The sequence below is a fragment of the Streptococcus sp. genome, assembly GCF_032481935.1.
GTDB lineage: Bacteria > Bacillota > Bacilli > Lactobacillales > Streptococcaceae > Streptococcus.
The window spans coordinates 1-1,103 of the sequence record NZ_JAWERU010000099.1; the positions used below are offsets into that span (position 1 = coordinate 1).

Sequence of the window (1,103 nt, forward strand, 5' to 3'; positions counted from 1 at the left end):
TATTACGGCGACCGTTTGTTGTTGGTTTATAAACACGAATTCCCACGATATTTCCTCCTTAGATTATTCAGCTTCAGCAGCAAACAACTCGATTGCTTTTGAATCAGCTGTAAGTGTGATGATAGCTTTTTTAGTTTTGTTAGTAAAACCAGTGTAACGTCCAACACGTTTAGCTTTAGGTTTTACGTTGATTGTGTTAACATTTGCAACTTTAACACCTTCGAAAGCAGCTTCAACAGCTTGCTTGATCAAAAGTTTGTGCGCACGAGTGTCAACTTCAAATACATATTTGCCTGCTTCAAGTTGAGCCATTGAGCTTTCAGTGATAACAGGTTTTTTGATAACATCATACAAATTCATTATGCAAGAACCTCCTCGATTTTAGAGATAGCTGCTTGAGTAACAAGAAGTTTGTCACTATTTGCGATGTCAAGAACACTTGCAGTTGTAGCAGTCGCAACTTTCACGTTTGGAAGGTTACGAGCTGAAAGAGCTGCGAATTCGTTTCCTTCTTCAAGAATAACAAGGACTTTAGAATCGATGCTCAAAGCTGCAAGAACTTTTGCAAATTCAGCAGTTTTTGGAGCTGTAAATTCAAGAGAATCAACGGCTACAAATTTGTTTTCAGCAACTTTTTCTGAGTAAACAGATTTTAGTGCAAGGCGACGAACTTTTTGAGGAAGTTTGTACGCATAGCTACGTGGAGTTGGTCCGAAGACGATTCCACCACCACGCCATTGTGGAGAGCGGATAGAACCTTGACGTGCACGTCCAGTTCCTTTTTGACGCCATGGTTTGCGTCCGCCACCTGAAACGGCTGAACGGTTTTTAACAGCGTGAGTTCCTTGACGAAGGCTAGCACGTTGGCTGATGATGACATCAAACACAACAGATTGGTTTGGTTCGATACCAAAGATTGCATCGTTAAGAACAACTTCGCCCGCTTGTTTACCAGTTTGGTCGAATAATGTTACATTTGCCATTTTGACTGTATTCCCCTTTCCTTATTATTTACCAGCTTTAACTGCTGATTTGATAGTGATAAGAGATTTCTTAGCACCTGGTACGTTACCTTTGATAAGGATAACGTTCTTTTCTGGAAC

2 protein-coding genes and 1 pseudogene are annotated in these 1,103 nt (G+C 40.5%); all 3 read right to left on the bottom strand.

All coding sequences use genetic code 11. The features are described 5' to 3' along the window. Positions 1 to 63 precede the first annotated feature (63 nt). Positions 64 to 360 (bottom strand): 50S ribosomal protein L23, encoded by a 297-nt coding sequence (locus E7C97_RS09525; protein WP_001055347.1) that lies wholly within the window; start codon positions 358 to 360, stop codon positions 64 to 66. Further along, complete coding sequence (gene rplD / locus E7C97_RS09530; RefSeq protein WP_000024549.1) at positions 360 to 983, bottom strand: 50S ribosomal protein L4; 624 nt, start codon at positions 981 to 983, stop codon at positions 360 to 362. The genes E7C97_RS09525 and rplD overlap by 1 nt, the downstream gene beginning before the upstream one ends. 24 nt (positions 984 to 1,007) lie before the next feature. After that, a pseudogene (locus E7C97_RS09535) lies at positions 1,008 to 1,103 on the bottom strand (50S ribosomal protein L3); the annotation flags it as partial.